This is a genomic window from Halosolutus halophilus (genome assembly GCF_022869805.1).
Lineage (GTDB): Archaea > Halobacteriota > Halobacteria > Halobacteriales > Natrialbaceae > Halosolutus > Halosolutus halophilus.
This window is the reverse complement of record NZ_CP094974.1, coordinates 94,801-116,776: the sequence shown is the minus strand read 5'-3', so window position 1 is coordinate 116,776 and position 21,976 is coordinate 94,801. Positions and strand designations below refer to the sequence as shown.

23 protein-coding genes are annotated in these 21,976 nt (G+C 66.2%); 10 read left to right on the top strand and 13 right to left on the bottom strand.

From position 1 onward, the window contains the following. Positions 1-182: 182 nt before the first annotated feature. From MUG98_RS00650 to purB, 3 genes are all read right to left on the bottom strand, one after another. Complete coding sequence (locus MUG98_RS00650) at positions 183-1,835, bottom strand: class I adenylate-forming enzyme family protein (RefSeq protein WP_265110262.1); 1,653 nt, start codon at positions 1,833-1,835, stop codon at positions 183-185. Between the two features lie 154 nt (positions 1,836-1,989). Further along, entirely contained in the window at positions 1,990-2,877 is an 888-nt protein-coding gene (locus MUG98_RS00645; protein ID WP_265110261.1) for a DMT family transporter, read from the bottom strand. A 160-nt stretch (positions 2,878-3,037) separates the two neighbouring features. Continuing rightward, positions 3,038-4,426 carry an adenylosuccinate lyase gene (gene purB / locus MUG98_RS00640; protein WP_265110260.1) on the bottom strand — a complete coding sequence of 463 codons (1,389 nt, stop codon included), beginning with the start codon at positions 4,424-4,426 and terminating at the stop codon, positions 3,038-3,040. 167 nt (positions 4,427-4,593) lie between these two features. On the opposite strand from purB, the gene purH reads away from it, so the two are divergent. Together purH and MUG98_RS00630 are read left to right on the top strand one after the other, a co-directional pair. Then, positions 4,594-6,225 (top strand): bifunctional phosphoribosylaminoimidazolecarboxamide formyltransferase/IMP cyclohydrolase, encoded by a 1,632-nt coding sequence (gene purH / locus MUG98_RS00635; protein ID WP_265110259.1) that lies wholly within the window; start codon positions 4,594-4,596, stop codon positions 6,223-6,225. 56 nt (positions 6,226-6,281) lie between these two features. Next, the gene (locus MUG98_RS00630; RefSeq protein WP_265110258.1) at positions 6,282-6,710 is read left to right on the top strand and encodes a DUF6069 family protein; all 429 of its coding nucleotides are present in this window, start codon (positions 6,282-6,284) and stop codon (positions 6,708-6,710) included. 10 nt (positions 6,711-6,720) lie between these two features. Here the strand turns inward: MUG98_RS00630 and MUG98_RS00625 are convergent, their stop codons facing one another. Continuing rightward, positions 6,721-7,077, bottom strand: a complete 357-nt coding sequence (locus MUG98_RS00625) for a hypothetical protein (protein WP_265110257.1) — start codon at positions 7,075-7,077, stop codon at positions 6,721-6,723. Positions 7,078-7,255: 178 nt separating this feature from the next. Here MUG98_RS00625 and MUG98_RS00620 point away from each other — a divergent pair, with 178 nt between their 5' ends. Further along, entirely contained in the window at positions 7,256-8,068 is an 813-nt protein-coding gene (locus tag MUG98_RS00620; protein WP_265110256.1) for a glycerophosphodiester phosphodiesterase, read from the top strand. 58 nt (positions 8,069-8,126) lie between these two features. Here the strand turns inward: MUG98_RS00620 and cysK are convergent, their stop codons facing one another. Both cysK and MUG98_RS00610 read right to left on the bottom strand, forming a co-directional pair. Then, positions 8,127-9,068: a cysteine synthase A gene (gene cysK / locus MUG98_RS00615; protein WP_265110255.1), complete on the bottom strand. Its 942-nt coding sequence runs from the start codon at positions 9,066-9,068 to the stop codon at positions 8,127-8,129. A 126-nt stretch (positions 9,069-9,194) separates the two neighbouring features. After that, complete coding sequence (locus tag MUG98_RS00610) at positions 9,195-10,058, bottom strand: universal stress protein (protein ID WP_265110254.1); 864 nt, start codon at positions 10,056-10,058, stop codon at positions 9,195-9,197. Positions 10,059-10,199: 141 nt separating this feature from the next. Here MUG98_RS00610 and MUG98_RS00605 point away from each other — a divergent pair, with 141 nt between their 5' ends. Continuing rightward, positions 10,200-10,943, top strand: coding sequence for an SIMPL domain-containing protein (locus tag MUG98_RS00605; protein ID WP_265110253.1), 744 nt, complete (start codon positions 10,200-10,202; stop codon positions 10,941-10,943). Between the two features lie 90 nt (positions 10,944-11,033). Here MUG98_RS00605 and carA read toward each other — a convergent pair whose 3' ends face one another. Further along, positions 11,034-12,110, bottom strand: a complete 1,077-nt coding sequence (gene carA / locus MUG98_RS00600; RefSeq protein ID WP_265110252.1) for a glutamine-hydrolyzing carbamoyl-phosphate synthase small subunit — start codon at positions 12,108-12,110, stop codon at positions 11,034-11,036. Positions 12,111-12,212: 102 nt separating this feature from the next. Here carA and MUG98_RS00595 point away from each other — a divergent pair, with 102 nt between their 5' ends. Beyond that, on the top strand, positions 12,213-12,626 hold the full coding sequence (locus MUG98_RS00595) for an Lrp/AsnC family transcriptional regulator (RefSeq protein WP_265110251.1): 414 nt from the start codon (positions 12,213-12,215) through the stop codon (positions 12,624-12,626). A gap of 5 nt (positions 12,627-12,631) precedes the next feature. Here MUG98_RS00595 and MUG98_RS00590 read toward each other — a convergent pair whose 3' ends face one another. Then, positions 12,632-13,345, bottom strand: a complete 714-nt coding sequence (locus MUG98_RS00590; protein ID WP_265110250.1) for a PHP domain-containing protein — start codon at positions 13,343-13,345, stop codon at positions 12,632-12,634. 42 nt (positions 13,346-13,387) lie between these two features. Here MUG98_RS00590 and MUG98_RS00585 point away from each other — a divergent pair, with 42 nt between their 5' ends. The 3 genes from MUG98_RS00585 to MUG98_RS00575 all read left to right on the top strand — a co-directional run bounded on the left by MUG98_RS00585 (position 13,388) and on the right by MUG98_RS00575 (position 15,513). Continuing rightward, positions 13,388-14,365, top strand: coding sequence for a diacylglycerol/lipid kinase family protein (locus tag MUG98_RS00585; protein WP_265112527.1), 978 nt, complete (start codon positions 13,388-13,390; stop codon positions 14,363-14,365). A 75-nt stretch (positions 14,366-14,440) separates the two neighbouring features. Then, positions 14,441-15,004: an NUDIX hydrolase gene (locus MUG98_RS00580; protein ID WP_265110249.1), complete on the top strand. Its 564-nt coding sequence runs from the start codon at positions 14,441-14,443 to the stop codon at positions 15,002-15,004. A 197-nt stretch (positions 15,005-15,201) separates the two neighbouring features. Next, a complete protein-coding gene (locus tag MUG98_RS00575; RefSeq protein WP_265110248.1) occupies positions 15,202-15,513 on the top strand; it encodes a DUF7853 family protein in 312 nt (103 codons plus the stop codon). Between the two features lie 148 nt (positions 15,514-15,661). Here the strand turns inward: MUG98_RS00575 and MUG98_RS00570 are convergent, their stop codons facing one another. Together MUG98_RS00570 and MUG98_RS00565 are read right to left on the bottom strand one after the other, a co-directional pair. After that, complete coding sequence (locus MUG98_RS00570; RefSeq protein ID WP_265110247.1) at positions 15,662-15,997, bottom strand: DUF7977 family protein; 336 nt, start codon at positions 15,995-15,997, stop codon at positions 15,662-15,664. Positions 15,998-16,145: 148 nt separating this feature from the next. Then, the gene (locus MUG98_RS00565; protein ID WP_265110246.1) at positions 16,146-17,186 is read right to left on the bottom strand and encodes a zinc-binding dehydrogenase; all 1,041 of its coding nucleotides are present in this window, start codon (positions 17,184-17,186) and stop codon (positions 16,146-16,148) included. 106 nt (positions 17,187-17,292) lie between these two features. Here MUG98_RS00565 and MUG98_RS00560 point away from each other — a divergent pair, with 106 nt between their 5' ends. Together MUG98_RS00560 and MUG98_RS00555 are read left to right on the top strand one after the other, a co-directional pair. Beyond that, on the top strand, positions 17,293-17,844 hold the full coding sequence (locus tag MUG98_RS00560) for a MogA/MoaB family molybdenum cofactor biosynthesis protein (RefSeq protein WP_265110245.1): 552 nt from the start codon (positions 17,293-17,295) through the stop codon (positions 17,842-17,844). After that, entirely contained in the window at positions 17,844-18,626 is a 783-nt protein-coding gene (locus MUG98_RS00555) for a 5-formyltetrahydrofolate cyclo-ligase (RefSeq protein WP_265110244.1), read from the top strand. The genes MUG98_RS00560 and MUG98_RS00555 overlap by 1 nt, the downstream gene beginning before the upstream one ends. A 412-nt stretch (positions 18,627-19,038) precedes the next feature. Here the strand turns inward: MUG98_RS00555 and MUG98_RS00550 are convergent, their stop codons facing one another. The 3 genes from MUG98_RS00550 to pyrG are packed head-to-tail and all read right to left on the bottom strand — an operon-like array spanning position 19,039 to position 21,952. Further along, entirely contained in the window at positions 19,039-19,365 is a 327-nt protein-coding gene (locus MUG98_RS00550) for a DUF7126 family protein (RefSeq protein WP_265110243.1), read from the bottom strand. After that, entirely contained in the window at positions 19,362-20,279 is a 918-nt protein-coding gene (guaA, locus tag MUG98_RS00545) for a glutamine-hydrolyzing GMP synthase (RefSeq protein ID WP_265110242.1), read from the bottom strand. The genes MUG98_RS00550 and guaA overlap by 4 nt, the downstream gene beginning before the upstream one ends. Next, on the bottom strand, positions 20,279-21,952 hold the full coding sequence (gene pyrG, locus MUG98_RS00540; protein WP_265110241.1) for a glutamine hydrolyzing CTP synthase: 1,674 nt from the start codon (positions 21,950-21,952) through the stop codon (positions 20,279-20,281). Before pyrG ends, guaA begins: the two co-directional genes overlap by 1 nt. Positions 21,953-21,976 lie beyond the last annotated feature (24 nt).

The window sequence follows — 21,976 nt, the reverse complement described above, 5'->3', positions numbered from 1 at the left end:
GCGAAGATCCCCTACGACCTGCAGTAGTTTCGGCGGTATAGAAGCGCCACGTATTCAGCACGACGCTGCCACCATCATCCGTAGCTGAGAGACCCCGTGGCGGACGATAGGCACGTGTAGTGAGCAACGCTGCTACAGAGCACAGAGCCGAACGAACGGGAGTTTCGCACGGTCGTCGAGAACTACAGTGCTTCCTCGCTCGACTGGAGCGGTTCGTCGAGTCGTTCCTCGACCTCCTCTTCGAGGACGTAGCGCTGGACCTTCTGGGTCGCGCTCCGCGGGAGTTCGTCGACCTCGAAGACCCGCCGCGGATGCGCGTACGTCGCGACCCGATCGAGCGCGAACCCGCGAACGTCGGCCTCCGAGACGTCAGCACCCGCCTCGGAGACGACGAACGCGACCGGAGCTTCCCCTTTCACCTCGTGGGGTGCGGCGACGACCGCGGCCTCCGCGACGTCGGGGTGTTCGTAGAGTGCGTCCTCGACTTCCGCCGGGTAGACGTTGTTCCCGCCGGTGATGATCATGTCGTCGGCCCGATCGACCATCCAGAAGTAGCCGTCTTCGTCGACCCGCGCGACGTCCTCGGTGTAGAACCAGCCCTCGTCGTCGAACACCTCGGCGGTCTTCTCGGGGCGGTTGTGATAGCCCTCGAAGATGTTCGGCCCGCGGATCGCGAGTTCGCCCGTCACCGCGTCCTCGTCGTCGAAGTCGATCGCCGGGTCCGGAAACGGTTCGAGGTCGTCCGGCGCGATTTTCGTCTCGCGGGTCGCCGGATCGACGATCTTCAACTCGATGTTCGGCAACGGCGGACCGATACAGCCGGCTTCCTTGCGCACCCCGTGGGCCGGTTCGAGGGTGCCGGCAGGGGACGTCTCGGTCATTCCCCACCCTTCGACGACGGGCACGTTCCACGCCTCCTCGATCTGTCGGCGGACCTCCTCTGCAAGCGGTGCGGCCGCGCAGGTGACGTCCTCGAGCGAGGAGACGTCATACTCGTCGGGGTTCTCGCGGTACTCCCGGAACATCATGGTGTACATCGCCGGCACGCCGGCGAACTTCGTCAGGTCGTGGTCGTCGATCGCGGTCAGCATGTCGACCGGGTCGGGTTCGGGCTGGAGCACTATTTTCGCGCCGCGGTAGACGAACGATCCGAGCAACGCGTTCAGCGCGTAGATGTGGAACATCGGCAACACGAGCAGGATCGAGTCGTCGGCGTCGATCGCCAGCCCGCCCCGACTGTAGCTCTCGAGGGTCGAGAGGATGTTCCGGTGGCTGAGCAGGACCCCTTTCGGCCGCCCCGTGGTGCCGCTGGTGTACGGCTGGACGCAGACGTCGTCCACGTCACGGTCGATCGGGTCGAACGCCTCGTCGGCGTCCATCGTCGCGTGCGAGTAGTTGACGATCCCTCTCTCCTCGTCGGCGACGCCCGGCAGGAACAGCGTCTCGACGTCGGCGGCCGCCGCGAGTTCCCGGGCCTCGTCCGCGAGGAACGCGGAGGCGATCAACGTGTCGATGCCGGCGTCCTGGATGACGTACCCGAGCGTATCGGGATCCATCCGCAGGTTCAGCGGCGTCGCGACCGCACCCGCCTTGACGATCCCGAAGTACGCCGCCGGGAACTGCGTCGTGTTCGGGACGAACAGGCCGACCCGATCGCCCGGTTCCACGCCGTGGTCGACCAGAACGTTCGCGACGCTGTTGGCCTGGAACTCGAACTCCTCGTAAGACTGCTCGCTCCCCATGAACGAAAACGCCGTCTTCTCCCCGTACCGATCGGCCGCCATCGTCGGGAGCGCACCCACGTGCGCGAGCCGATCCCCGTGGTGGTATTCCATGGTACGTACCATCATACCACATGACAGGTAATAAAAGATAGTCGTCGGTCCGGTAGTTCCGACGTAACTGACGAACCGATCGGTCGCGTCTCCGAGCGCCTCGTCCCACCGGACCCGATCGGAGGCGCCCAGCCGACGGCTGGTTCGCGGTTCGTCACTCGCGTTCCAGCACGATTACACCGGCCAGGATCGACACACCCCCGACGATAGTCGTCAGGGTGACCGGTTCGGCGAACAGCACGGCGCCGAGGGCGACCGTGACGGGCGGTTCGACGGTGCTGACGATGCTCGCTCGGCTGGCTCCGATGTACTTCAGCCCCGCGAAGAACGTCACGACCGGGACGGCCGTCGCGAAGACGGCGATGCAGAGCAGGATCGTCCACGCAATCGGTGCGGTCGGGACCTCGAGTTGCCCCGTCGCGGTTCCGATGACGACGTACGAAGCGCCGGCGGCGGGTAACACGTACGCGGTCAGGACCATCGGATCGACCGTCGTGAGCACCGCTCTCGAGCCGGTGATGTAGAAGGCGTACGCGAGCGCGCCGCCGAGGACGACGACCACACCGACCAGCGATGCACCGGCCGGGTTCGCGCCGGTGACGAGGACGATTCCCGCGAAGGCCAGACAGAGCGCGACCAGCATCGACCGACTCATTCGCTCGCCGATCGTGACGATCGCGAGAACGACGACGAACGCGGGGTACGTGTAGAGGACGATCGCGACCAGTCCGGCGGTCATGAACTCCAGGCCGAGGAAGTAGAGGCCGCTCTGTGCCGTATACCCGAACGCGCCGAGTGCGACGGCGATCAGTAGCGGTCGGCCGCGGAGGATCGTCACCTGCCCCCGCCACGCGAGGAAGGCCCAGATGAGCACACCGGCGAGCAGAAAGCGAAAGACGAGCACCGTCGGAATCGAGAGGTTTGCCCGCTGGGCGTAAATCCCGAAAATACCGAGCGTCCCGAACCCGACCGCCGACACGAGAACCAGTACGATGCCGACGTGTTCGGCGTCGATGGCCCGACGGGTGACGTATCCTCTCATAGCAGTTGCGTTCGTACGCTCGCAGTACCGCGTATTGGCTTACAAGCACTCCGATACGGCGATCGGTTCCCCGTCTCGGCCGAGGCGGTCGAACCGATGCGCTCGGAACGAATCGCCGCTCCCGTACCGACTGCCGCGGGACACACGAGCGTCGGAATCGCTACCGTTCGAGGTCGTCGACGAGGTCGCTCGCGACGCCGGTGTATCCCTCGGGCGTGAGCGCGTGCAGTTCCTCGCGGACGTCCTCGTCGACGTCGAGTTCGTCGAACAGTTCGCGGAAGTCCTCGAGGGAGACGTCCTTCCCACGGGTGACGGCCTTGACGCGCTCGTAGGCGTCTTCCTGGCCCTCCCGCCGGAGGATCGTCTGGACGGCCTCGCCGATGATCTCGGGCGTGTCTGCCAGGTCGTCGCGCATGACCTGTTCGGTCGGGACGACCTTCGAGAGGCCGGCGGCGGTCTTGCCGTAGCCGATCAGACAGTGCGCGAACGCGGCGCCGATGTTCCGCTTGACCGTCGAGTCCGAGAGGTCACGCTGGAGCCGCGAGGTCGTCACGTAGTCCGCGAGGAAGGTGAGATCGGCGTTGGCCTTCGAGAGGTTCCCCTCGCTGTTCTCGAAGTCGATCGGGTTGACCTTGTGGGGCATCGTCGAGGAGCCGGTTTCGCCCTCGACGGCCTCCTGACCGAGGTAACGATCGGAGACGTAGAGCCACATATCCCGGTCCAGGTCGAGCAGCACGTCGTTCGCGCCGCGGACGGCGTCGAACAGTGCGGCGAGATCGTCACAGGGGTTGACCTGCGTGGTGAGGGGTTCGAACTCGAGGCCGAGCCCGGTGACGATCGCCTCGGCGAAATCCCGCCAGTCGACGTCGGGATAGGCTGCGACGTGGGCGGCGTAGGTTCCGGAGGCGCCGCCGAGTTTGCCACGGAGTCCGTCCGTCGCCACGCGGATTCGGCCCGTCGCGCGGCCGAGGCGGGCGGCGTAGACGGCCATCTCCTTGCCGAACGTCGTCGGGGTCGCGGGCTGGCCGTGCGTTCGCGCGAGCATCGGAAGGTCCCGGTACTCCCGCGCCATGTCTGCGAGGGCGTCCTGCACCGCGTACAGTTCCGGCAGGAGCACCTCGTCGACGGCGTCGCGAACGAGCAGGCGGTGGGCGAGGTTGTTCACGTCCTCGCTGGTCAGGCCGAAGTGAATCCACGCCGAGGCGTCGCTGTCTTCCGGGAGCCGGTGGCGGACGAAGTACTCGACCGCCTTGACGTCGTGGTTCGTCGCATCGAAGCCGGCGTGGCCCTCCGTCTCGAGTTTCTTGATCAACTGGGCGTCCTCTTCGGCGAAGTGTTTGTACAGTCCGCGGAGGTGTTCGCGATCGTCGATGTCGAGTTCGAGCGGCGTCGCCCCCAGGTCCGCGAGGGCGATCAGGTACTCGACCTCGACGCGGACGCGGGCCCGCATGAGCGCGGCTTCGCTGGCGTACGGTGACAGCGGCGCGGTCCGGCTACCGTAGCGGCCGTCGAGGGGCGAGACGGCGTACAGGGCGTCGGTGTCGGTCATCGTCCGAGTCTTTCCAGCGCGGCGCAAAAGCGTGTCGATAGGCGAAGCCACGAGTGTGTATATTTCGACGTTCGCAATCGATTATAGTAGCATATATGTCCACGAACATGTATACTTCGGTGGGCGAGACCGCAACCACTTTGGCCCTCGCGGGCGGGCATCCGACCATGACGCGAATCGCCGGGATGGCCGGCAACCGAGGGCGCAACCTGTTGAACATCGCCGATCGAGCGCCGGGCGGGGCGGAACTCGCCGTCGTGCTGACGAACAGCGAGGACGCGCCGGTCCTCGAGTCCGCCGCCGACCGCGGGATTCCGACCGAGGTCGTTCCCCTGGAAGAGGGGATGAGCCGCCGCGAACACGAACGGGCCGTCAACCAGGCGCTCGTCGAGTACGAGTTCGACCTCGTCTGTCTGGACGGCTACATGCGGATCCTCTCGGATACCTTCCTCGACGCTCAGCCGACGACGCTGAACGTCCATCCCGCACTGTTGCCGTCGTTCCCCGGCATGGACGCCTGGGGCGACGCGCTGGAGGCCGGCGTCTCGGTCACGGGCTGTACGGTCCACGTGGTCACCGACGCGACCGACGAGGACGGGACCGTCGTCCGGGACGAGGTCGACGGCGGCCCGATCGTCACCCAGGAGCCGATCCCGGTCTACGAGGGCGACGACGAGGAGAGTCTCAAAGAGCGCGTCCTTTACGAGGGCGAGTTCCGCGCCTACCCGCGTGCGGTGAAGTGGTTCGCCGAGGGTGCGGTCGACGTGGATACGGAGGCAGGCGAGGTGACGGTCGACGCGGACTCCCCGACAGCGCCGGACGCCGAGGGGCTACCCGCTCGCCGACTCGTCTCGAGCGATCGCGCGGACACCCTCCGCTACGGCGAAAACCCACACCAGAACGCCGCGGTCTATGCCGACTACACCTGTGACGAGGCGAACGTCGTCCACGCCGAGCAACTGAACGAGGGCGCGAAGGCGCTGTCGTACAACAACTACAACGACGCCGACGGCGCGCTGAACCTCATCAAGGAGTTCGACGACCCCGCCGCCGCGGTGATCAAGCACACCAATCCCGCGGGCTGTGCGACGGCGGATTCGATCGCCGAGGCCTACGAGAAGGCGCTCTCGACGGACCCGATGAGCGCCTTCGGCGGGATCGTCGCCCTCAACCGGGAGTGCGACGCGGAGACAGCCGAGCGGATTATCGACTCCTTCAAGGAGGTCGTCGTCGCGCCGGGCTACACCGACGACGCGCTCGACGTGCTCTTCGAAAAAGACAATCTGCGAGTGCTGGACGTCGGAGAACTCGGCGATCGCACCGAACGCTTCACCGAGAAACCGATCGTCGGTGGCCGACTCGTCCAGGAGCGCGACCTGCAGTCGATTTCGGTCGACGACCTCGAAGTCGTCACGGAGCGCGAACCGACCGACGAGGAACTCGAGTCGATGGTGTTCGCGTGGCAGACGCTCAAGCACGTCAAATCGAACGGGATCCTCTTCGCCGACGGCACCGAGACGGTCGGGATCGGAATGGGGCAGGTGTCCCGCGTCGACGCGGTTCGACTCGCGGCGATGAAGGCCGACGAACACGCCGAGGGCAAGGACGCCGAGGGCGCCGTCATGGCCTCCGACGCGTTCTTCCCGTTCCCGGACGGCATCGAGGAAGCCGCGAAGGCGGGGATCGAAGCGGTCGTCCAACCCGGCGGATCGGTCAACGACGACGACGTGATCGCGGCCGCGAACGATCACGGCATGACGATGGCGTTTACGGGCCAGCGATCGTTCAGGCACGACTGAGCGCGGGCCCGATCGGCGAGTGCATAGTTTATAGCCGCCCCCTGCCTACCACTTGCATGGGAACTACAAACACACGATACCCAGTAGCCACGAGTGCGAGCAGTCTCGTTCGCCGGACGACGCTCGGCATCGTGGTTGCCATCGCCGCCAGCCTGCTCGTTCTCGGGGCCGTCACCCTCCTCGGGGTCGACCTGGGCGTTTCCGGGCCGGACAGCCCGTTCGCCGCCGGACCGACGGTCGCGAGTATCGTCGTCGCCGGTGCTGGGGCCGCAGTCGCCTACGCGGTACTGGCTCGCGTGACTGCCCGCCCGACCCGGAACTTCGTCGCACTCGCCGCCGTCGTCTTCGTGGCCATGCTGGCCCCGGTGCTCCTCGTCGCCCCCTCGATGGGCGTCTCGACGGCCGGGCAGACGGTGCTGGTGATCGTTCACGCCGCCGTCGCCGTTCCGCTCGTCGCCGTCCTGATCGGGGCGGTGCGTTTCTGACCGTCGGACGTCACGGCCTCGTCCGGTAGTGGGCGCGAACCACCGCGCCGATCCGAACGAGCGTGAGACTAAGAGCGTAATAGAATCCGAGCAGGAGGGCGAACACGATGGCCTGCTGGAGACCGGGAACGGCAAAGAGCGCGTCGAGTCCGATCGGTTCGAGTAGCCACGATTTGATACCGGCGACTGGCGCGTAGACGAGCAGCCAGAACAGCAGTTCGAGACCGGAGAGGACGGCGGGGGGGATCCCGATCGGCTGGCGAAAGGAAAGGGCCGCGAGACCGGTCGGCACGGCTGCGAGCAACAGGAAGACCGTGATGACTGGTCGGGCCCGTAGCCAGGCGGTGACGCGTTCGAGTCGACTCACGGAGCGACCTTGGGAATTTGACAGCAAAGCTGTTCCGGATTCGGATGCGCCGCGGTTCGAACCGGGACCGGACGCGCACTTGGAGCGCTCGATCGGCCGAGATATCTTTCAGTGTGCTACCATCCACCGCAATTCCGTCGTAAGAAAGTTGATATGGATGCGGTGAATTATCTCGTTTATGTCGCTTTGCTCTCGTCCCGAGGTTTCTCGACGACGCCTGCTCGCCGGGATGGGAGCGGGACTCTCGGCGGTCGCGGTCTGGGGGATGTCGCCGCTGATCGGGTCCGGATCGGTGCCGGCCGATCGCCCGACGATCGTCGGCCACCGTGGCGCTGAAGGGCTCGCACCGCCGAACACGGAAGCCGCGATCCGTCGCGCACTCGACGTCGGCGTCGACGGGGTGGAACTCGACGTGCGACCGACCAGCGACGACGAACTGGTGTTGTTCCACGATCCCGTCCTCGACTGGGATTCGACGGGACACGGCTGGATCCGGAACCGGCCCTGGGACGAGATTCGAGGGGCGCGGATCGACGGCGAACCGCTCATCACGCTCGACCAGGCGCTCGAAACTATCGCGCCGACCAGCGCGTCGATCTACCTCGAACTGAAAGCCGGCGGCTACACCGACGTGGTCCTCGAGACCGTCGTCCGACACGGTCTCAGCGATCGCGTCACGATAATTTCGTTCGAAACCGCGGCGCTCGATCCGGCACAGGAGGACGGCGTTTCGACCGGGCTGGTCGGTTCGGTGCCGACGCCGTGGCTCGCGGAGGACGCTGCGGCCGCCGGCGCCGACGTGGCGTTCAGTCACTACGCGCCCCACGGCGTATCGACCTTCGTCAGCGACGCACGGGACGCGGGGCTCACTGCCGGCATCTGGAAACTCGTCGATACGAAAGAGACGATCCGCGACGTGCTCGAGCACGACCTCGATATCCTCGTCACGAATCGGCCGGATTACGCGTTCGACGTGCTGGACGCGAACTGAGCCGAATTCTGCACGCGAGAGCGATCCGTCTCGACCCCGGCGTCTCGATTTCGATCGGTCACTCGATCGCGTAGAGGTCGGTCGAGAGGTACCGCTCGCCGGTATCCGGGAGGACGACGACCGTCGACTCGTCCGGATGCTCGTTCGCGTACTCGGCGGCGCCAGCAAGCGCCGCGCCGGAAGAGATTCCGACGAGGAGCCCCTCGGTCCGACCCAGTTGCCGAGCCGCGTCTCTGGCTGCCGTGGCGTCGACGGCACGGATTTCGTCGACGAGGTCGGTTCGGAGGACGTCCGGCACGAATCCCGGGCCGATCCCCTGGATGTCGTGGCTGTCGTCGCTGAGTTCGGACAGCGTCGGCGACGCGGCGGGTTCGACCGCGACCGCCGTGACCGCCGATTTTCCTCGATCTTCTTTCAGGTGCTCCGAGACGCCGGTGATCGTACCCCCGGTTCCGACGCCGGCGACGACTGCGTCGACCTCGCCGTTCGTATCGGCCCAGATTTCCGGCCCCGTCGTTCGTCGGTGGGCCGCGGGATTCGCCTCGTTTTCGAACTGGCGAGCCATGATTGCGTCGTCGCGTCCGGCGACGATCTCCTCGGCGCGTTCGTTGGCTCCCGCCATCCCGTTCTCTGCGGCCGTCAGTTCGAGTTCTGCCCCGAGCGCCCGCAGGAGTTGCCGTCGTTCCGTCGACATCGAGGATGGCATCGTCAGCACGCAGTCGTATCCGCGCGCGGCAGAGACCGCCGCGAGCCCGATGCCCGTATTGCCGCTCGTCGATTCGACCACGGTGTCACCCGGTTCGAGTACACCCTCGCGTTCGGCGGCGTCGAGCATCTCGCGGGCGATACGATCCTTCACCGAGTACGGGTTTCCCGCCTCGACTTTCCCGAAGAGATTGTCGGCGAAGGCGTCCAGTCGTACCAGCGGCGTCTCGCCGATCAGTTCGTCGAGGGCGTCCACGACGTACGGTTCACCGTCGACGTCTACAGTCCGATCCATCAGTTGATCGAACAGGGACGGCCGCAGTCCCAGTTGTCCCGAATACCTTCGGCCGCCGATCGATTTCCCCGATCGCGTGGGGGCTGCCGTTGCGCTCGCTTCGAAAACGGCGTCCGCCGGGGCCGATCACCACCGGACCCGATCGCGAAGCCGCCGCCACAGCGCCTGCGAAACGGGTTCGTTGCGCCTGGCCATGATGACCGTACTGTCGGCCTCGCGCCCGACGGCTTCCGGGACGCTGCCCACGAGCACGCGTCGGAGGAACCCACCCTCGGCGGCACCGATGACGGTCACGTCGTGGCGCGCCGTCCGATCGACGATCGTCTCGACGACCGGGCCCGCGAGGACGGTCCGTTCGACGGACTCGACGGCGCCCAGTGACGGTTCCGTACGGTCGAGCAGTTCGCGAGCCTCGGCGACCGTTTCGTCGTCGCGATCGGCAGTAACCGTGACGAGTTCGACGTGCGCCTCGCGTGCCCGCGCGAGCGACCCGGCGACCTCGGCGGCGAGTTCGGTGTTGGGTCCGCCTGCGACGGGGACGAGCAGCGACGAGACGCGGATCGGCCCCTCGTCGAGCCGTTCGACGAGCACGTCACACGGTGCGTCCGCGAGCACCGCGTCGATCGTGCTCCCGAGGACGACGTCTTGCCGACGCGGGCGGCCGCGCCACCCGAGCAGGATCGTCGACACGGAATCGTCCTCGGCGAGCCCGCAGATCGCAGTCGCCGCGCTACGGGCGAACCTGATCCGTCCCGTCGCCTCGATCCCGTTCGCCCGGGACTGCTCGACCGCGTCGTCGACGAGCGCCTTGCGATCGTCGATCTCCAGTTCGCGGCGCGCCTGCTCGAGCGAGAGCTGAACCGGGACGGTGACGACCGAGAGCACGAGAATCTCGAGGCTACGGTCGCGGGCGACGTCGATCGCCGTACCGAGCAGTCGATCGGCGGTGTCGGGGTTCGCGACGGGGAGGAGGAGTCGATCGTCGGGCATGAGCGAGTTCGAACCAGCCGTGGTGACAGTGACGACGTGTCGCGACAAGTACCTGTCCCGGATTCCGGCAGATGGACCCTCACTCAAAGATGCATTTGAGCTAGACGAGGTGTTTTTTCACTGGCATGAGATCGCTCCGGTATGGATCGACGACAGTTCCTCGCGGCATCGAGCGTCGGTGTCGCAACGGCGATGGCAGGCTGTGCAAGCAGTGCGCTCAGCAGCGACGGAAACGAGGGAGCGACGACCACCGGCGACGCCGAGTACGAGATTACCGTCAGCGCCGACGGCGAGGTCGAAACGGAACCTGACAGGGCGACGATCAGCATCGGCATCCGAGCACGCGGCGACACGGCCGAGGCGGTGCGTGACGAACTGGCCACCCGATCGGAGCCGCTCCGGGAGACGTTCGACGACCTCGGACTCCCCGACGAGAACGTCGAGGAAGGCCGATATCGCGTCCACCCCGATCGGGACAGGGACGGTTCCGAGGACGGCTTCCGCGGGTCGCGATCGTTCACCCTCACGATCGACGACGTGGACCGCGTCGGCGAGGTCGTCGACGAATCGATCGCCGCCGGTGCGGACGACGTCGGCCGCGTGAATTTTACCCTGCAGGAGGAGACGCGGAGCGAACTCCGCAACGACGCGCTCGACGACGCGCTCGCAAACGCAGACAGCGAGGCCGACCACGTCGCGGCCAACCGCGAGGTCGAGATCACCGGCACGAAATCGGTGACGACGAGCGACGTCCGGGTCGGCTCGGTCCGGTACGGGGCCGCCGAAGTCGCGGAAGCCGACGCCGCCGCGCCAGAGACCGAGTTCGACGCCGGCCCGGTGACCGTGAGCGCGAGCGTGACGGTCGTCTACGAGTTCGAGCGGTAGGCGAGAGGACGGCGTCAGAGTCCCACGGTCGGCTCTCACTGATGAGGTCCAGCGAGACGAATCGAGAGACGGCAAAACGTCGAAACGGCGTCAGTCGTCGGCGGGAACGGGTCGCTGGCTCCGGCCGTTCGCCATCGCGAGGACGTCGTCGAAGAAGTCGAGGGTGTCCTCCGGTCCGGGATTGGCCTCGGGGTGGTACTGGCGGGTGATGACGTCGTACTCGATGCCGTCGATCCCCTCCGGCGTGTCGTCGTTGACGTTGATCTGCGTAACCTCGAGGTGGTCGCCGGGGTCGGCCACGGTGTAGCCGTGGTTCTGGGTCGTCATGACGACCTGCCCCGACTCGAGGTCGAGGACGGGCTGGTTGACGCCGCGGTGACCGAACGTCATCTTCTCGGTGGTGCCGCCGAGCGCTTCGGCGACGATCTGCTGTCCGAGACAGATGCCGGCCACGGGCGTGTCCTCGACGAATGCCTCGACGAGCGCGATCGATCCCTCGTAGTTCGCGGGGTCGCCGGGACCGTTCGAGATGAACAGGACGTCGGGGTCGACGGCCTCGACGTCGGCGACGCTCGCGTCGTGGGGCAGAACGTGGACGGTCGCGTCGCGGGCGAGCAGCGAGTCGACGATCGATCCCTTCGCGCCGCAGTCGATCAGCGCGACGGTCTCGCCGTCGTTGTCCTCGCCGTGGACGATCGGCTCGTCGACGCTGACCTGCGCACCGATCTCCGTGTGGTCGCTCATCGCCTTGCATTCCTCGAGTTCCGCGAGGGCGTCCGCTTCGGTGACGTCCTCGCCGACGGCGATTCCACACTTCATCGCGCCGCCGTCGCGGATGTCGGTGACGACCTCTCGCGTGTCGAGGTGGTCGATCGCCGGCACGCCTTCGCTCGCGAGCCACTCGGCGACGTCTTCGGTGAGTTCGCGCGCGAGAACCGCACGCGGGTGGACGCGATCGGACTCGAACCGCTCCTCGCGGACGCCGTAGTTGCCGATCAGCGGGTACGAGAACGTCAGGACCTGTTCCTCGTAGGACGGGTCGGTCAGACTTTCTTCGTAGCCGGTGTACGCCGTCGTGAAAACCAGTTCGCCACGAGCCGTTCCCGGAGCACGACCACGGCCCTCGATTACGTGGCCCCCTTCCAGCGCAACGTAGGCTGCTGTCATTACGAACTACGTATTGATCCTACCGGCATAAGTGTTGTCTTCGAAACTGAGTTACGAAATTCGTAATCGGTAAGTGCAGGACACACGTAGTCACGCATCTCCATGGACGACCTGGACCGACAGATCCTCGATATCCTCCGTCGTGACGCCCGGACGCCGTACACGGAGATCGCAGACGAGGTCGGAACGAGCGAAGGCACCGTCCGCAACCGCGTCGAGCGAATGATGGACGACGACGTCATCGAACGCTTTACGATCTCGACCCGGACGGGCAACGTCAAGGCGATGCTCGAAATCGGCGTCGCGGTCGACGTCGATACGAAGGCGGTCTCCGAACGGATGGCCGAGTGGGAAGAGGTCGACTTCGTCTGGATGGTCTCGGGCGAACAGGACATCGTGCTCGTCGTCGACGCCGCGGACACGCGCGGCGTGAACGATCTCATCACGCAGGCCCGCGACCAGGACGAGGTCGTGAGCACGAAGACGCGCCTGATTCTGGACGAGCAACTCGGCTGAGTCGCTCAGGTTCCGTCCTCTCCCGGCGGGGTCCCCACGCCGGGCGTCGGCCGTTCGATCGCGTCGATCACGTGCTTGCGGCGGTGAATCGCCTGATACCCCCGGCGCAGTGTTCGATCGAGCCACGAGCGGGAGACGCGCGCGCTGACGTTCCCGTCGCGGATCGCGTCGACGACCGACTCGGGCGTGAGCCGATCGGCGTCGACGACCGTGTACGCCCGCCCCACCTCGAAGGGGTAGTGGGCGTCGCTGCCGCCGACCAGTGGCAGGTCCCGCTCGCCGGCTAACTCCTCGACGAGCGGTTGCGAACGCGGGTGTTTACCGTTGACCTCGATCGCGTCGAACGGGACGTCCTCGAGTTCCCGCACCGTACTGTTGCGGTACGGGTGGGCGACGATCGCGGCGCAGTCGCAGTCGTGTGCCAGCGCGACTGCCTCTCGCGGCGAGAGCGCGCCGGGTTTCGTCGCCGCCGGCGGATCGGGGCCGACGACGAGGACGTGGCCGCGATCGGTCGTGATCTCGATCCCCGGCAGCGTTTCGACGTCCGGGGACGGGTCGAACGCCGTGTAGTAATCGTGGTTGGTCGTCGCGATCCCGTCGAGGCCGCGACGCCGGGCCGCCGTGGCGAGCAGTCGAACGCCGAGCGGGTCGAACCGATCCCCGAGAGGGCGACGCCCGTGGAAGAACCGCGTGTGCGTATGCAGGTCGACGGCGTACATACAGGGGCAAACGCCGGGGAGGCCCTTTTGCGCACGGCCGGCATGAATCGCAGCATGGGACCCGACGGAGCGAACGAACGCGTTCTCGTCCTCAATCCCGTAAGCGGGAGCGAGGACCACGTCGACGACGTGATCGAACTCGCAGCCAAGCACGGCTTCGAGATTCGAAAGACCGAGGATAGCGGTGACGCGAAGCGCATGGCCCGTGACGCCGCGCCCGACGCCGACCTCGTCGCCGCGGTCGGCGGCGACGGGACCCTCAACGAGGTCGTCAACGGGATCGCTGCCGCGAACGCGTTCGACGCGACGACCGTCGCCGTCGTCCCCACCGGGACGGGGAACAACTTCGCGACGAACGTCGGGATCCAGGGGATCGAACACGCGTTTTCCGTGATCGAGAACGGCCGACGCCGATCGATCGACATCGGAATTGCGAACGACCGGGTCTTCGTCAACTCCTGTGTCGGGGGCGTCACCGCCGAAGCGAGCAGCGAGACGACCTCGGAGAGCAAACAGGAGTTGGGCGTGCTCGCGTACGTCAAGAACACCCTGAAGACGATCGGGTCGTTCGACTCGCTCCCGCTACGGGTGGAGACGGCCGCGGGACCGAACGGGAAAGTGGCACGGACCTGGGAGGGCGAGGCTCTGTTCGTCCTGGTCGGAAACTGCCGGCGGTTCACCGGGACGCGCGCTGCGCAGGCCAACGTCGAGGACGGCCTGTTCGAGGTGACGATCGTCGAAGACGCCGCGACGACCAATCTGCTCGGCGGTGCGGCCCTCGAGGGGCTGTTCGGCGCGGACAGCACGCACATCGTCCGGCGGCGGACGCCATCGCTCGTTCTCGAGAGCCGTCGGGACGCCGTCGAGTACAGTCTCGACGGGGAAATGCTCGAGACCCAGACGCTGCACCTCGAGACGAACGCGGAGACGCTCACGGTCGCCGTCGGGGACGGCTATCGACCGAATCCCGACGGCGGCGATCTGTGGCCGATCTCGGTATCGGGCGACGGCGATCGGTGACCTCAGTAACGCACGGCCCACGATCGAAGCGGCCAAGACGATACTGGTTTCAAGAGTCGTCGTGATTGTGGGCGTATGAGCACGCCGGAGGACCTCCCGCACGAGAACGCAGCGCAGGACGTCATCGCCGTCGACGAAGACGACACCGAACTCAACCTCGTCAACCGCCTCGAGGCCCACACGGGTGACGGCATCCGTCATCGAGCGTTCACCTCGCTCGTGTTCGACGAGGAGGACAACATCCTGCTCGCCCAGCGTGCCCCGGGGAAACGCCTCTGGGGAACGTACTGGGACGGCACCGTCGCCTCTCACCCGGTCGAGGGACAGAGTCAGGAACAGGCGACCCGCCAGCGCCTCCGGGAAGAACTCGGGATCACGCCCGACCAGTACGACGACCTGCGCCTGACCGATCGCTTCGAGTACAAGCGCTACTTCGAGAACGCGGGCGTCGAACACGAGGTCTGTGCCGTCCTGCAACTCACGCTGACGGACACGACGCTCGATCCCGACGAGGAGGAGGTCGCCGGCCTCATGTGGGTCCCCTACGAGCGCCTGCACTCGAACCCCGAGTGGTACCGCCAGTTGCGTCTCTGCCCGTGGTTCGAGATCGCGATGCGGCGGGACGTCCGTTCGGACTGAGGAACGGGCGCGATCGACCGGCCGTCACCGACGGCTGCCGGATCTGACCGGTTGCCTGACCTGATCGATCGTCTGGCCCGGTCGACCGTCGCCGAGGTCGACGTGTTCCCCCGAACCATGCGAATTGGTAACAAGGTTTATTATACCACCCTTCGTAGCGTCGTCCGAGGGCCGACGAAATCGGTCCGTGTGACGTAATGAGTTCCACACCCCCGGAAACCGAGACGTACGATGTTACGCTCTCCAGAGAAGAACAATGGGTCGTCCACCACGTTCTGTCGGAGCGCGTCGACGAGGCGATCGACGACGACGAATCGCCACCGACGTGGACGCTCGAACTGGTCGAGACGATCGAATCCGATTCGGAGACGCTCACCGGCTATCAGGCGCGTCGCCTCCACGACACACTCGCCGAGTACGTCGATCGGGACGCGACACCACGACAGGACCTCGTCCACGGATCGACCGTCCTGACCCGGCTCGCGGAGATCCTCGACGCCGAGCACTGACATCGCGATTTTTCAGACGAGCGGACGGAACTGCTCGAAGAGCCGGCGTTTGCCTCCGGCCGCTTCCAGCGATACCGGCCGAGACGCTGCGATCGGCTTCGCACCGAGTGTTCCACCGTCGGCCGGCTCACCGACGTCCGGCACAGTATCAGGGCCGCGTCGTCGCCCAGACGGCCGTCACCGCCAGCAACACGGCGGGGACGAGCGGCAGGATCAACAGGGCGAACCGGTATCCCTCGCCGCTCGGCGGCACGAGAAGGATCGTCGCCGGTGCGACGACGAAGGCGAAGACGATGACGGCGACGAGCGTCCAGCCGCGCCAGTCGAACTCCCGATCGGCCGCCTCGGGATGGGGCGAACCGTGGACCCGGTCGTCGGCCGCGGCCGACCCCGCCGCTGGCGAGTCGTCTGCCGACTCGCGTCGGGGTTCGTCGTCGAACGCCGAGGGGTCGTGCACGTAGCCGCTGTCGTCGCTCGAGGTCACGAGCGAACGTTTCGACCGCGCAAAGAAAGCCCTCACGGTTCCGGTCTCGATCGGGGTCGGACCCGCGGCGAACGAACCTGCTGTGGCCACCGTTCGGCCCGTGTGCCGCGACAGTTTACCGCACTTCACGGCAGTTCGCCGCGCGCCGCTACAGTTCGCTATCGGGTCGCACGACGACCTTACCGAAGCCCTCGCGGCCCTCGATCATCTCGTGGGCGCGTGGCGTCTCGCTCATCGGCATCACCTCGCGGATCGCGGGTTCGAAGGTGCCGTCCCAGACGAGTTCCATCACGTCGTCGACCTGACCCGGCGTCCCCATGGTCGAGCCGATGATCTGCAACTGGTTCCAGAAGATCCGCGGAATGTCCGTCTCGGGGTTCGGCCCGGCGGTCCCGCCGCAGGTGACCAGCCGACCGTTCTTCGCCAGGCTCTTGATCGAATCGCGCCAGGTGCCGGCTCCGATGTAGTCGACGACGACGTCGACGCCGCGGCCGCCGGTCTCCTCGCGAACCCAGCTCGCGAAGTTCTGCTCCTCGTAGTTGACGACGTGATCCGCACCGAGATCGGTCGCGTGAGCGAGCTTTTCTTCGGTGCTCCCCGTCGCGTACACCTCCGCACCGGCGTAGTCGGCGATCTGGACGGCGGCGTGCCCGACGCCGCCGCTCGCCCCGAGGACGAGGACCTTTTCGCCGGACTCGATGTCCGCCCGATCGATCAGCATCCGCCAGGCGGTCTGGAAGACGAGCGACGAGGCCCCCGCAGTGACCCAGTCGACGCCCTCGGGGACGGGGATCAGGTTGTCCTCGGGGATCGCCGCGTACTCGGAGTGGACCCCGGTGACGTGTTCGCCGATCAGGTGGAAGTTGACACAGAGCGTCGGATCCCCGTGGCGACAGAACTCGCACTCGCCGCAGTTGACCCCGGCGGTGAGCGCGACCCGATCGCCCTCATCGAACCGGGTGACGTCGGGACCGGTTTCCTCGACGACCCCGGCCGCGTCGCTGCCCGGGACGTGCGGCATCTCGAGGTCGAGCGTCGGCAGCCCACGGCGAACCCAGACGTCGAGGTGGTTCAGCGCTCCCGCCTTCACGTCGACCAGGACCTCGTCCCGGCCGATCTCGGGATCGGGATAGTCGCCGTACTCGATGACGTCCGTGTCGCCGTGTTCGGTGATCTTGACCGCTTGCATACACTCGGAGTGACGGAAACCGCGGGCATAACAGTTTGGCCCCGCTGCCCCGCACGTCCGGTCGGGTTGCCATGCGTTTTATCCGCTCCCGGTGGAACGACGGGATATGAGCGAGCAAAACGCGGACGCGACTGACGCCGGTGAGCGCACGTTCTGCGTCGGCGTCGTCACGATCGCCGCCGACCGCGACCTCGCGTCGGACGAGGCCGGTAAAGCCGTCGTCACGGGTTTCGAAGCCGAGGGACACGAGATCGCCATGCGCGAACACGTCGGGCCCGACTACGACAAGGTCCAGTCGATCGTCGAGCGGATGATCGATCGGGACGACGTCGACTTCGTGGTCACCGCCGGCGCGACGAGTATCGAACCCGAGGACGTCACCCTCGACGCCGTCGAGCCGTTGCTAGAGCAGGAGATAACCGCCTTCGACGAACTGTTCACACAGATCGGATACGAGCTGATCGGCTCGCAAATCGTCGCGACGCGCACGCTCGCCGGCGTCTCCGAGCAGGTCCTCGTATTCTGTCTCCCCGGCGACCCCGATGCGGCGTCGCTCGCGATCGAGGACATCATCCTCCCGGAGGCGGCCGCCCTCGTCGACCTCGCTCGGGAAGACCGGACCGCGGACGACGACGACGACGTAAACGGTGATGAATGATGGGGCCGATCGACGCCGACGACGATCGGATCGACGACCGTAGCGGCGGCGATCGGACCGACGACGCCATCGACAAGGCGACCATCAGACAGCGCATCTGGGACGATCTGGAGGAGAGCGGCGTCGCCCGGTTTCCATTCCCGCCCCACGGCCGCATTCCGAATTTCGAAAACGCGAACCGGGCCGCCGATCGGCTGGCCGACCAGCCCGAGTGGGAGGCGGCGACGACGATCAAGGCGAATCCCGACGCACCGCAGTTACCCGTCCGCCGGCGGGCCCTGCGGGACGGCAAGACGGTCTACATGGCAGTCCCCAGACTCGCGGACGAGCGGTGTTTCCTGAAACTCGATCCCGACGCCCTCGACGACTACGACGCGGCGACGACGGTCTCGGGATCGTCGACGCACGGCGACCAGGTCGGGCCGGAGGACGTCGAGCCGATCGATCTGATCGTTTCGGGCAGCGTAGCAGTGACCGAAGACGGCAGTCGCATCGGAAAAGGCGAGGGCTACAGCGATCTCGAGTACGCCGTCCTCCGTGATCTCGGGCTGGTCGACGACGAGACGTCGGTCGCGACTACGGTGCACGAGCGACAACTGATCGACGACCCGGTCGCGATCGGACGTCACGACGTCACGATGACGCTGGTCGTCACGCCCGATCGGGTACGGCGACCACCGGAGCAACGTCAGCCGTCGGGAATCGACTGGACGCTACTCGACGAGGAGCGGCGCGAGGAAATCCCGGTGTTACGGCAACTCCGCGATCGCTCGGACGGATAGCCACGTCTTCCGGGTACGAAAACGCATCCGGGGCGCGGGGACGCCCCGGTGCCAGAACCGCAGGACGATGCAGGCCGGTGCAGCGAACCTGCGTCGAACGGGAACGGTGTGGCAATGGTGGGGGGAAGGGTGCTGTGGTGGGGTTGCTGGAAGTCACGGGGAAAGGCTGTGGGGTGCCTTCGGTGGGGTCTGCCCGTCGACCTCCACCCGGGACTTGTGGCGGGATCCACTTGAACGGGGGAGACGGTATAGGAGTCTTACGTCGAATTCTCCCGAATTTAACCCGAGTTTATCCGATCGAAAACCGAGTCGAGAACGTTTATCCCGTAACTGTACGAATTTATAATTGTTTTAAATTAACATTATCAGCTGCTGACAGCTAGATGCCGATCGGACTCCGGCCCCGGTTCCGTCAACCGGCCAGTTCTTCGGCGACGACGGTGGCGTTCATCAACTGGGGATCGATCGCGAGATCGAGTTGTCCCTTGACGAACTCGGGGATCGTCTCCCGCGCGTAGGTGACCGTCCGCAGGTCGTCGTTGAGGTCGTGTGCGATCGGGATGGTGGTCGCCTGTCCGACGTCGGTCAGGACGTACAGGTCCGCCTCGCAGATGCCCGCCTCCTCGAGTGCGGGCCGCGAGACGACGCCGGTAACGCGGGCCACGTCGACGCCTTCGGCCTCGAGTGCGTCCGCGATACCGTCCTCGTCCGGGCCGGCGACGATCGCGTCCATGCTCATTCGTACTCGATCGTCGCGGGCGGTTTGTGCGTCACGTCGTAGACGACGCGGGCGACGTTCTCGTTCTGGCCGGTGATACGGGACTGGATGCGCTGGAGCGTCTCCCAGTCGATCTCCTGGGCGCGGGCGGTCATCCCGTCCCGCGAGTCGACCGATCGCACGGAGACGACCCACCCGTGTACCCGGTTGTCGCCTTTCACGCCGGTCGCCTTGCCGATCACCGCCGCGAGCGCTTGCCAGGGGTCGTACTCCTCGAGTTCTTCCTCGACCACGTGACAGGCGTGGCGGGCGACCTCGAGTTTCTCCTCGGTGACCTCGCCGATCACGCGCACCGCCAGGCCGGGACCGGGGAACGGCATCCGCTCGGCGACGATTTCGTCGAGGCCGAGGTGACGCGCCACCTCGCGGACCTCGTCCTTGTAGAGGTCGCGTACTGGCTCGACGATGCCCTCGAAGTCGACGACCTCCGGGAGTCCGCCCACGTTGTGGTGGGACTTGATCCCGCCCTCGCTCTCGATGCGATCGGGGTAGATCGTCCCCTGGACGAGGTAGTCCGCGTCCGCGTCCGTGGCCTCGCGCTCGAACTCGCGGATGAACTGCTCGCCGATGACCTCGCGTTTCTCCTCGGGGTCGGTGACGCCGGAGAGCGCGTCGAGGAACCGATCTTTCGCGTCGACGATCCGCAGCGACTCCATGTAGTCGAACGTCTCGCGGATCTGGTCGGTCTCGCCCCTGCGCATGAGGCCGGTGTCGACGTAGACCGGAGTGAGGCGATCGCCGATGGCCTCGTAGGCCAGAGCGGCGGCGACCGAGGAGTCGACACCGCCCGAGAGCGCGATGACGGCGTTGGCGTCGTCGATTTGGTCTTCGATCTCTGCGACTGCGTCCGGGACGAACGTGTCCGTGTCTACCATCAGTGGGTTACCTCCGTTTCGGCGTCCGTTTCCGCGTCGTCGGGCGACGCGTCCGTCTGCTCGTGGACGGCCTCGACCAGTCCGAGGAACGGTGGACTCGGCTGGCCCGGCCGGGACGTGTACTCGGGATGGAACTGCGTCCCGAGGAAGTACGGGTGGTCCTCGAGTTCGAGGATCTCCATCCGGTTGCCGGCAGTCCCCGAGAACACCAGCGGTTCGTCCTCGAACCGATCGAAGTACTCGGGATTGACCTCGTAGCGGTGGCGGTGGCGTTCGGAACAGGACGTGTCGCCGTAGAGGTCGTAAGCGAGCGTTTCGGGTTCGATAACGGTCGTGTGCTCGCCCAGGCGCATCGTGCCGCCCATGTCCTCGACCTCGTACTGTTCGGGCAGGATGTCGATGACGGGATGGGGCGTCTCTCCGTCCATCTCCGCCGAGTGAGCGTCCTCGAGTCCCAGCACGTTCCGGGCGTACTCGACGACGGCCATCTGGAAGCCCAGGCAGAGTCCCAGGAACGGCACGTCGTTCTCGCGGGCATAGCGGACGGCCTCGATTTTGCCCTCCGAGCCGCGCATTCCGAACCCGCCGGGGACGATGACGCCGTCGACGTCGTCGAGTTGGCCGTCGTGGCCCTCGGCCATCTCACCGGCGGACACCCAGTGGACGTTCACGTCGACGCCGAGTTCGAAGCCGGCGTGCTTGAGCGACTCGTGAATCGACATGTAGGCGTCCTCCAGGTCGTACTTGCCGACCAGCGCGACGTCGACCGCGCCGTCTTTCTCCGTCGTGACGATCTCGCGCCAGTCGTTCGTCCGCTCGCTCTCCGGCAGGGCCTCGTCGGCGATGCCGAACCGCTCCAGTACGTACTGGTCGAGGCCCTCGTCCTCGACCATCAGCGGGACGTGATAGACGTCCTCGACGTCCGGGTTCGAGAAGACAGCCTCCGTCGGGATGTCACAGAAGAGCGCGATCTTCTCTTTGGTCTGCTGATCGAGTCGATCGTCACAGCGGCCGACGATCACGTCGGGCTGGAGGCCGATCGATCGGACCTCCTTGACGCTGTGTTGCGTGGGCTTGGTCTTTTGCTCGCCGTTTTTCGAGTAGGGGACGAGCGTGACGTGGACGAACAGGACGTTCTCCTCCGGTTCCTCGTGGGCGAACTGGCGAAGCGCCTCGAGATAGGGCATTCCCTCGATGTCGCCCACGGTACCGCCGACCTCGACGATACAGACGTCGGTGCCGTCGGCGGCCTCACGGATTCGACGCTTGATGTCGTCCGTGATGTGCGGGATGATCTGGACCGTCTTCCCCAGATAGTCGCCGGCGCGTTCTTTCTCGATGACGTGCTGGTAGGTCTTCCCGGTGGTGATGTTGTGGTCCGAGGTCATGTCGACGTCGAGGAACCGCTCGTAGTTCCCCAGGTCAAGGTCGACCTCGCCGCCGTCTTCCAGGACGTATACCTCCCCGTGCTGGTAGGGGTTCATCGTCCCCGCATCGACGTTCAGATACGGGTCGATCTTGACGGCGGTGACGTCGAACCCGGCGTTCTTGAGAAGACGGCCGGTGCTCGCGGCCGTGATCCCCTTGCCGAGTCCAGACATCACGCCGCCGGTGACGAAGATGAACTTGTTCCCCAGCGAGGGGTCATAATGAGTGTCCGATTCCGTCGGCATACCGACTGTCCGAGTGACGAGTTG

Coding starts and splice junctions, on each gene's coding strand:
- MUG98_RS00630 (WP_265110258.1), top strand. CDS start 6,282: ATGGGAACTACAAACACACGATACCCAGTAGCCACGAGTGCGAGCAGT.
- cysK (WP_265110255.1), bottom strand. CDS start 9,068: ATGGATCGGACTGTAGACGTCGACGGTGAACCGTACGTCGTGGACGCC.
- MUG98_RS00590 (WP_265110250.1), bottom strand. CDS start 13,345: ATGTACGCCGTCGACCTGCATACGCACACGCGGTTCTTCCACGGGCGT.
- MUG98_RS00620 (WP_265110256.1), top strand. CDS start 7,256: ATGTCGCTTTGCTCTCGTCCCGAGGTTTCTCGACGACGCCTGCTCGCC.
- pyrG (WP_265110241.1), bottom strand. CDS start 21,952: ATGCCGACGGAATCGGACACTCATTATGACCCCTCGCTGGGGAACAAG.
- guaA (WP_265110242.1), bottom strand. CDS start 20,279: ATGGTAGACACGGACACGTTCGTCCCGGACGCAGTCGCAGAGATCGAA.
- MUG98_RS00560 (WP_265110245.1), top strand. CDS start 17,293: ATGAGCGAGCAAAACGCGGACGCGACTGACGCCGGTGAGCGCACGTTC.
- MUG98_RS00555 (WP_265110244.1), top strand. CDS start 17,844: ATGGGGCCGATCGACGCCGACGACGATCGGATCGACGACCGTAGCGGC.
- carA (WP_265110252.1), bottom strand. CDS start 12,110: ATGACAGCAGCCTACGTTGCGCTGGAAGGGGGCCACGTAATCGAGGGC.
- purH (WP_265110259.1), top strand. CDS start 4,594: ATGACGCGAATCGCCGGGATGGCCGGCAACCGAGGGCGCAACCTGTTG.
- MUG98_RS00585 (WP_265112527.1), top strand. CDS start 13,388: ATGAATCGCAGCATGGGACCCGACGGAGCGAACGAACGCGTTCTCGTC.
- MUG98_RS00650 (WP_265110262.1), bottom strand. CDS start 1,835: ATGGAATACCACCACGGGGATCGGCTCGCGCACGTGGGTGCGCTCCCG.
- MUG98_RS00645 (WP_265110261.1), bottom strand. CDS start 2,877: ATGAGAGGATACGTCACCCGTCGGGCCATCGACGCCGAACACGTCGGC.
- MUG98_RS00605 (WP_265110253.1), top strand. CDS start 10,200: ATGGATCGACGACAGTTCCTCGCGGCATCGAGCGTCGGTGTCGCAACG.
- MUG98_RS00580 (WP_265110249.1), top strand. CDS start 14,441: ATGAGCACGCCGGAGGACCTCCCGCACGAGAACGCAGCGCAGGACGTC.
- MUG98_RS00610 (WP_265110254.1), bottom strand. CDS start 10,058: ATGCCCGACGATCGACTCCTCCTCCCCGTCGCGAACCCCGACACCGCC.
- MUG98_RS00595 (WP_265110251.1), top strand. CDS start 12,213: ATGGACGACCTGGACCGACAGATCCTCGATATCCTCCGTCGTGACGCC.
- MUG98_RS00575 (WP_265110248.1), top strand. CDS start 15,202: ATGAGTTCCACACCCCCGGAAACCGAGACGTACGATGTTACGCTCTCC.
- MUG98_RS00565 (WP_265110246.1), bottom strand. CDS start 17,186: ATGCAAGCGGTCAAGATCACCGAACACGGCGACACGGACGTCATCGAG.
- MUG98_RS00550 (WP_265110243.1), bottom strand. CDS start 19,365: ATGAGCATGGACGCGATCGTCGCCGGCCCGGACGAGGACGGTATCGCG.
- purB (WP_265110260.1), bottom strand. CDS start 4,426: ATGACCGACACCGACGCCCTGTACGCCGTCTCGCCCCTCGACGGCCGC.